The organism is Frankia sp. Cppng1_Ct_nod (genome assembly GCF_920656135.1).
GTDB classification, from domain to species: Bacteria; Actinomycetota; Actinomycetes; order Frankiales; family Frankiaceae; genus Protofrankia; species Protofrankia meridionalis.
The window spans coordinates 92,067-99,793 of record NZ_CAKKTK010000006.1 but is presented as its reverse complement, the minus strand read 5'-3'; the positions used below and the strand labels follow the sequence as shown (position 1 = coordinate 99,793).

The 7,727-nt window shown below is 69.8% G+C and carries 7 protein-coding genes; 2 read left to right on the top strand and 5 right to left on the bottom strand.

The genetic code is table 11. The features are described from left to right. The 5 genes from NBW77_RS03650 to gatC all read right to left on the bottom strand — a co-directional run. The coding region (locus NBW77_RS03650; RefSeq protein ID WP_250279276.1) for a penicillin-binding transpeptidase domain-containing protein at positions 1 to 1,015 on the bottom strand (1,015 nt) is incomplete at its 3' end. 351 nt (positions 1,016 to 1,366) lie between these two features. Then, the gene (gene gatB / locus NBW77_RS03645; RefSeq protein WP_250279277.1) at positions 1,367 to 2,869 is read right to left on the bottom strand and encodes an Asp-tRNA(Asn)/Glu-tRNA(Gln) amidotransferase subunit GatB; all 1,503 of its coding nucleotides are present in this window, start codon (positions 2,867 to 2,869) and stop codon (positions 1,367 to 1,369) included. Between the two features lie 70 nt (positions 2,870 to 2,939). Then, the gene (locus tag NBW77_RS03640; protein WP_131748056.1) at positions 2,940 to 3,224 is read right to left on the bottom strand and encodes a hypothetical protein; all 285 of its coding nucleotides are present in this window, start codon (positions 3,222 to 3,224) and stop codon (positions 2,940 to 2,942) included. Positions 3,225 to 3,342: 118 nt separating this feature from the next. Next, a complete protein-coding gene (gatA, locus tag NBW77_RS03635; protein WP_250279275.1) occupies positions 3,343 to 4,830 on the bottom strand; it encodes an Asp-tRNA(Asn)/Glu-tRNA(Gln) amidotransferase subunit GatA in 1,488 nt (495 codons plus the stop codon). 12 nt (positions 4,831 to 4,842) lie between these two features. Beyond that, positions 4,843 to 5,139 (bottom strand): Asp-tRNA(Asn)/Glu-tRNA(Gln) amidotransferase subunit GatC, encoded by a 297-nt coding sequence (gatC, locus tag NBW77_RS03630; RefSeq protein ID WP_131748058.1) that lies wholly within the window; start codon positions 5,137 to 5,139, stop codon positions 4,843 to 4,845. A 158-nt stretch (positions 5,140 to 5,297) separates the two neighbouring features. Here gatC and gltX point away from each other — a divergent pair, with 158 nt between their 5' ends. Both gltX and NBW77_RS03620 read left to right on the top strand, forming a co-directional pair. Beyond that, on the top strand, positions 5,298 to 6,713 hold the full coding sequence (gltX, locus tag NBW77_RS03625; protein WP_131748060.1) for a glutamate--tRNA ligase: 1,416 nt from the start codon (positions 5,298 to 5,300) through the stop codon (positions 6,711 to 6,713). Positions 6,714 to 6,872: 159 nt separating this feature from the next. Continuing rightward, positions 6,873 to 7,616 (top strand): ACT domain-containing protein, encoded by a 744-nt coding sequence (locus NBW77_RS03620; RefSeq protein ID WP_207387148.1) that lies wholly within the window; start codon positions 6,873 to 6,875, stop codon positions 7,614 to 7,616. Positions 7,617 to 7,727: the final 111 nt, after the last annotated feature.

The following is a 7,727-nucleotide window of genomic DNA, read 5'->3' as shown; positions in this document are numbered from 1 at the left end:
TCAGCGCCGCGGTCGCGGTCACGATCTTGAAGGTGGAGCCCGGCGGGTATCTGCCGATCAGGGCGCGACTGTAGCCGTTGACCGGATGGTTGACCAGGGCCAGGACCCCGCCCGTCCGGGTGTCGATGGCGACGAGCGCCCCGTTGGGCATGGGTGAGGTCGCCATCGCGGCCTCCGCGGCCCGCTGCACCTTGAGGTCCAGCGTGGTCTGGAGGTTTCTGCCATCGGTCGCCGGATACGTCCGCAGGGTGCTCACGGTCTCGTTCCGCTCGTTGCGGACGACCACCGCGCCGCCCTGGGCGGCAAGGTCGGTGTCGTAGGCGCGCTGCAGCCCGGAAAGCGGGGCGACCTGACCGACCAGGTTCCCGGCGAGTTCGGCGTCGCCGCCGAGCGGCTGCCCCGACACGTCGACCAGCTGACCTCGTCTGCCGGTGGACGCGGTACGTTCCAACCTCAGGCCAGCGGCCAGGGCCGGGTTGACCGAGTCGGGCCGGGCCGCCACCTTCCAGGCGTTGTTCTGGCGCACAAGATGCAACATGCCGTCATATGCATACGGGTCAGGGAAACCCGCGAGGGTGAGCGCTGCCGAATAGCCGACCGTGCCGCTGTTCTTCTGCCGGTGCAGCGCGCCTACGACGAACCGGGCTCCGGTCACGTTCAGCCTGGTACGGACGTCGACCATGGTCGTGACGAGCTGGTCGACGCTGATGGTCCCCGGCACGCTGACCGCGATCACGTCAGCCTTGCCCCGGTCCTGCGCGGCTGTGGCCGCGTTCTGCGCCGCGCCCGCGTCACCCGGCGAGCCGAGGCTCTGCCAGCCGGACAGGTACTCCTGCGCCGCGCGGGTCGCAGCCCGGTCCTGGGCCCGGCTGTCCAGGTGGGTCTTCAGAGCAAACCCGCCACCGGCCGCGGCGAGCAGTACGACGACGACCACGAGAGCCACAAGGGGAGGCACCCGCCCGCGACCAGGTCGCCGGGTGCTGGATGCGGTGAACCCGCTGGGGGTGAGAGGCACTTCGGCGTGCACTCCTCCCGGTGACGACGGCAAGGCCCGCCAGTCGGATTGTTCAGGACTCGAGGACAAGTGTACGGACCACTGTGTAAGCGAAACACTTTGGTACGACACACCCACCGCACGACCAGATCAGTACAGTTACATAACGTAGTCGACCTGGTTGGCGACGGCCACTTGACGAAGTCACTTGGAGACGGTGCCCCCTGACTCGATGTCTTTCAGGCCTGCTGGCTCACCGACATCCGTAGGTAGAAACCATCACTATGACGACCGTTTCCACCTACAGTCGGTGGGGGTTCACCGACATCCGTAGGTAGAAACCATCACTATGACGACCGTTTCCACCTACAGTTATCCGATATTGAGGCGCTCCAGCAGGAGCTTGCGGGCCGCGCCCGCGTCCGCCTGGCCCTTCATGGCCTTCATGACCGCGCCGACCAACGGGCCGACCGCGTTCACCTTCCCGCCCCGCACCTTCTCGGCGACGGCGGGCTGGGCGGCGATCGCCGCGTCCACCGCTTCGGCGAGCGCGCCGTCGTCGGACACCAGCTTCAGGCCACGACCGGCCACCACCTCGTCCGGGGTGCCCTCGCCCGCGAGGACACCATCGATGACCTTGCGGGCCAGGGCGTCGGTGAGCTCACCCGCCGCGACCAGCACCGCGATGCGGGCCACATCGGTCGGCCCGATCGCAAGGCCCGACGGGGCGACACCGGCGTCGGACGCCCGGCGCGCCAGTTCGTTCAGCCACCATTTGCGGGCCGGGCCGGCCGCCGCTCCCGCCGCGACCGTCTCCTCGACCAGGTCGAGCACGCCGGCGCCCCGCATGTTCGCGATGTCAGTGGGCGAAAACCCGTGGTCGACGGCAAGACGTGCACGGCGCTGCGCCGGCAGTTCGGGCAGGGTCGCGCGGACCGCATCGACGTACTCGTGGGTCAGTGCCAGCGGTGTGAGGTCCGGTTCGGGGAAGTACCGGTAGTCGGTCGCCTCCTCCTTGGACCGGCCGGACGACGTCGTCCCGGAGGCCTCATCGAAGTGCCTGGTCTCCTGGACGATCCGAAGGTCCGCGTTCAACCGGGTGGCCTGCCGGACGATCTCGTAGCGGACCGCCCGTTCGACCGACCGCAGCGAGTTGAGGTTCTTGGTCTCCGACCGGGTGCCGTAGGGTGCCTCGGGCTCCCCTGGAGCGGTCCGCGGCCGCAACGACACGTTGGCGTCGCAGCGCAACGAGCCCTGTTCCATCCGCACGTCGGAAACGGCGAGAGCCCGGCACAGCTCCCGCAGTTCGTCGACGTAGGCACGGGCGACCTCCGGCGAACGGACGTCCGGCTCGGTGACGATCTCGATGAGGGGGATGCCGGCCCGGTTGTAGTCGACGAGGGAGTGCGTCGCCCCGTGAATGCGCCCGGTGGACCCGCCGACGTGCAGGGACTTGCCGGTGTCCTCCTCCATGTGGACGCGGGTGATCCCGATTCGGTGGATCTTCCCGTCGACCTCCACGTCGAGCCAGCCGTTCTCGCACAGCGGTTCGTCGTACTGGCTGATCTGGAAGTTCTTCGGCATGTCCGGGTAGAAGTAGTTCTTGCGCGCGAAGCGGCACCACGACGCGACCGAGCAGTTCAGCGCCAGGCCGATCATCACGGCGAACCGGACGGCGGCCTCGTTGACCACCGGCAGCGAACCCGGCAGTCCCAGGCAGGTGGGGCATACCTGGGTGTTGGGCTCCGCGCCGAACACCGTCGAGCAGCCACAGAACATCTTCGAGGCGGTGCCGAGCTCGACGTGCGTCTCCAGTCCGATCACCGGCTCGTAGCGGGCGACGGCGTCATCGAAGGTGGGGGTGGTGACCGCCACACTGGCCTGGGATGTCAACGCACGTGCTCCTCATCAACCGCGTCTGTCTGCACTGAAGAACCGAAATCCGTCATGCCCGATCGGCGGGGTCCACCTGGTCCGCCACGGCCGCCGTGTTCCTCGCGTCCGCCGTGTTCCTCGCGTCCGCCGCCTCCGCCTCGTCCCGCGAGCGGCGGGCACCGGTGTCACGCAGGTGGATCCGGGTGGCGAACCCGGCCCCGACCAGGCCGAGAACACCCCAGACGATCAGGATGGGCGCCGTCGCGGCGATACCCACACCGAGCGCGGCCAAAGCCAGCACCCACACGGCCACCAGCGGCACCCAGTTCTCACGCCTGCTACGTAGCGCAACCATTGGAGTCTCCCTCGTTCCCTACGGCTCTCCCCGCCACCTGGGCCTGCCCGCTACATGGCCCAGCCTGCCCTTGGCCGCCGGATACACAAAAAGATCATTATCGCGCATCCCTGGTCAGCTACAGGGCCGGGGCGTCGTCGAGGAAGGGATGGCCGCGGGCTGCGTCCAGGGCCGCCTCCAACGCGCCGCCGACCTGGTAGAGCCGATTGTCCGCGAACGTCGGCGCCATGATCTGGAAGCCGACCGGGAGCCCGTCCGCGAGGCCGACCGGCAGGCTCATCGCCGGCCCACCGGCGAGGTTCGACGGGATCGTGCACAGGTCGGACAGGTACATCGCCACCGGGTCGTCGACCTTCTCCCCGAGCCGGAACGCGACCGTGGGCGTGGTGGGCGAGACCAGGACGTCGACCTGTTCGTAGGCTGCGGCGAAGTCCCGGCCGATGAGGGTGCGGACCTTCTGCGCCTGGCCGTAGTAGGCGTCGTAGTACCCCGACGACAGTGCGTAGGTGCCGAGGATGATCCGGCGTTTGACCTCCGGCCCGAAGCCCGCGCCACGGGTACGGGTCATGACCTCCTCGGCGCCGGCCTCACCGTCGTCCCCGATCCGAAGGCCGAACCGCATCGCGTCGAAGCGGGCCAGGTTGGACGAGCACTCACTCGGCGCGATCAGGTAGTAGGCGGGCAGCGCGTAGGTGAAGTGCGGGCAGCTCACCTCGACGACCTCGGCGCCGAGCCCGACGAGCACCTCGAGGGCGTCGGAGAAGCGTGCCCGCACCCCGATGTCGTAGCCGTCCCCGGACAGCTCGCGGACCACTCCGACCCGCAGGCCCCGCAGGTCACGGTTGGCGGCGGCGGCCACCACGTCCGGCACCGGCAGTTCGACGCTCGTCGTGTCCAGCGGATCGTGACCGGCGATGGCGGCGTGCAGCAGCGCGGCGTCGGTGACCGTGCGGGCCAGCGGCCCGGCCTGGTCCAGGGAGCTGGAGAAGGCGACCAGGCCGTAGCGGCTCACCCCGCCGTAGGTCGGTTTGACCCCGACCAGCCCGCACACGGCCGCGGGCTGGCGGATCGAGCCGCCGGTGTCGGTACCGATCGCGATCGGCGTCTCGAAGGCGGCCACGGCGGCGGCGCTACCCCCACTGCTGCCACCGGGGATGCGGTCGGTGTCCCACGGGTTGCGGGTCGGGCCGTAGGCGGAGTTCTCCGTGGACGAACCCATCGCGAACTCGTCCATGTTGACCTTGCCGATGATCACAACGCCGGCGGCCCGCAGCTTCGACACGACGGTCGCGTCATACGGCGGGTTCCAGCCCTCGAGGATGCGGCTGCCGCAGGTCGTCGGCATCCCGCGGGCGGTGAACACATCCTTGAGCGCGAGCGGGACACCGGCCAGCGGCCCGAGCTCCTCCCCCGCGGCCCGGCGCCGATCGACGTCGCAGGCCGCGGCGACGGCACCTTCGACATCGAGGTGCAGGAAGGCGTTGATCCGGTCGTCGACCTTCGCGATCCTGTCGAGAGCGGCCTGGGTCACCTCCAGTGCGCTCAGCTCACCGGCGGCGATCGCGGCGGCGGTGCGGGCTGCGGACAAACGGATGACGTCGGTCACGGGGAGGAACCCTCACTCGTCCATGTCGAGGATGCGGGGCACCCGGAAACGGCCGTCCTGGACCGCGGGCGCGCCGGCGAGGGCGTCGGCCTGCGACAGGGACTCACCGGTGATGTCGGCGCGGAACACGTTCGTCAGCGGGATGGCGTGCGTGGTCGGGGGGATGTCGCCCGCGGCCACCTCCGCGACCCTGGCGACGGCGCCGAGGATCACGTCCAGCTGGGGGGCGAGCGTGTCCAGCTCCTCGTCGGACAACGCCAGCCGTGACAGGCGCGCCAGATGCACGACCTCATCCCGGGTAATCGCCATACCGGTTACGACCCCTTACAACAGGAGAACAAGCACTTTGTGGCCGCCAACCACGAGGCCGGCCCTGTGGTCATCGTACGGGCCGGCCCACATCGCCACCGTCGGGCGTGCCGGCAACACCGCGTTCGGGGATACCTCCGGGGAGATACGGTGCGGGGGTGGTCAGCGTCGTTCCACGGCTGCGCTTCGCGCCGTCCCCCACCGGCATGTTCCATGTCGGCAACGCCCGGTCCCTGCTGCTGAACTGGGTGGTCGCCCGCCAGTCGGGCGGTTCGCTGGTGCTGCGTATCGAGGACACCGACGCGGCCCGCAGCCGTCCGGAGTGGACGCAGGGGATCATCGACGCGATGGCCTGGCTCGGCGTCGGACCGGACGAGTACGAGGGGCCGTACTTCCAGTCGGCGAACGCCGGGGCGCACCAAGAGGCGGTCGACCGACTGCTCACCGCCGGGCGTGCCTACTTCTGCGACTGCTCCCGGGAGGACGTCACCGCCCGGACCGGGGACAGCCACCGTGGCTACGACGGTTTCTGCCGCGACCGGGGTCTGGCCCGCGCGCAGGGTCGCGCGGTGCGTTTCCGGACGCCGGACGAGGGGTCGACGATCGTGGACGACCTCGTCCGCGGCAAGCCGGCGTTCGACAACGCCCTGCTGGAGGACTTCGTCATCGCCCGCGGGGACTCCTCGGCGACGTTCCTGCTGGCGAACGTCGTCGACGACATGACCATGGGGATCACCCACGTGATCCGCGCCGAGGAGCACCTTTCGAACGCTCCCAAGCAGCAGCTGCTGTGGGACGCCCTGGGCGTGCCGCCGCCGGTGTGGGCGCACACGCCGATCCTGGTCAACGCCAAGCGACAGAAACTGTCGAAGCGGCGGGACAGGGTCGCGCTTGAGGACTTCCGCGCCGAGGGCTACCTGGCCGCGGCCATGCGCAACTACCTGATGCTGCTGGGGTGGGCGCCGTCCGGTGACCGGGAGATCGTTCCCTGGGAGGTCATCGAGGCCGAGTTCCGCCTCGATGAGGTCAACTCCGCCCCGGCGTTCTTCGACGTGACCAAACTGCGGGCGTTCAACGGTGAGTACATCCGGGCGCTGGGCCCGCAGGAGTTCATCGCCGCATGCCGGCCCTGGGTGACCGGCGACGCCACCCCATGGGACGCCGATGCCTACGACCCGGGCGTGTTCGCGGCCGTCGCGCCGCTCGCGCAGACCCGGCTGGTGCTGCTGTCCGAGATCGTCGCGCTGGTGGACTTCCTGTTCCTCGACGAACCGGTGATCGACGACGCGGCATGGGCGAAGGCCATGAAGGACAACGCCGCCGACCTGCTGACCGCAACCGTCGACGCCTACTCCGGGCTCGCCGAAGGTCCGGGCTGGGACGCCCAGGAGCTGAAGGCGCGCCTGGAGGACGTCGCGGTCGCCCACGGGCTGAAACTGGGCAAGGCGCAGGCGCCGGTTCGTGTTGCCGTGACCGGCAGGTCGGTGGGCCTGCCGCTGTTCGAGTCGATCGCCGCCCTCGGCCCGGACCGGACCCTCACCCGGCTACGGAACGCGCTCGCCCGGCTCGCCTGATCGCGATCAAGGTATCGATCCAGGTACCAGGTATCAGGTAACGCAATGTGCACGGCGGTGTGACGGGTAGCTGTCCCGGACACCCGGGCAGCACCCCAATGACCAGCACAGATACCTGCACGTGATTTGCCAGCTACCGACCTGTCATGCGCAATCTGCATGCTTGGCTACATGTCGTATCTGCTGCGTCTCCTCCTGCCGGACCGTCCCGGCGCCCTCGGCGCGGTCGCGACCGCTCTCGGCAAGGCCGGCATTGACATCGTCAGTCTGGACGTCGTCGAGCGTGGCCCGAACGGTGCCGTGGACGATCTTGTCGTCGCGCTGCCGCAGAACGGGCTGGCCGACACCGTCCTGACCGCGGCACAGTCCGTACCCGGGGTGCGCGTCGAGTCCGTACGCCCGTACCTGGCCGGTGGCGCCGGCATCCAGCACGACCTGGACCTCGTCCAGGCCCTGACCGCCAGGCCCGACGAGGCGCTCGCCATCCTGACCGAGTTCGTCGGCGGCGTGTTCCACGCCGACTGGGCCGTGCTGCTGGAACGGGTCGCGCCCGAGGACCTGCGTGTGGTCGAGACCTCCGTCGGCGCCCCGGACCTCGGTGGCGACGAGCTTGCCGTCCCGGAGCGGGTGCGCTCCACTCTGCTGTGGATCCCGTTGGACCGCGCGCAGCGCCTCGACCGCGACGCGGGCTGGTTCCCGCCGCGCTGGGCCGCACTCGGCATGGAACTCGCGGTCGCGCCGGTGGGACCGGATCGGGCGGTGCTCGTCGGGCGGCCCGGTGGCCCGCGTTTCCGGGCCTCCGAGGTCCAACGGCTCGCGCATCTCGCCGACATCGCCGCGACGATCGTCCGGAACAGGAGCGCCTCGCTCACCGCGGACGGAGCGTCCCAGGGTCCGGGTTGACGATTCGGGTTGACGGCCCGGGTTGACGGCCCGGGTTGACGGCCCGGGTTGACGGCCCGGGTTGACGGGGGAGGTGGCTACTCGGTCGGTTCCGCCGCAACGGCATGGGCA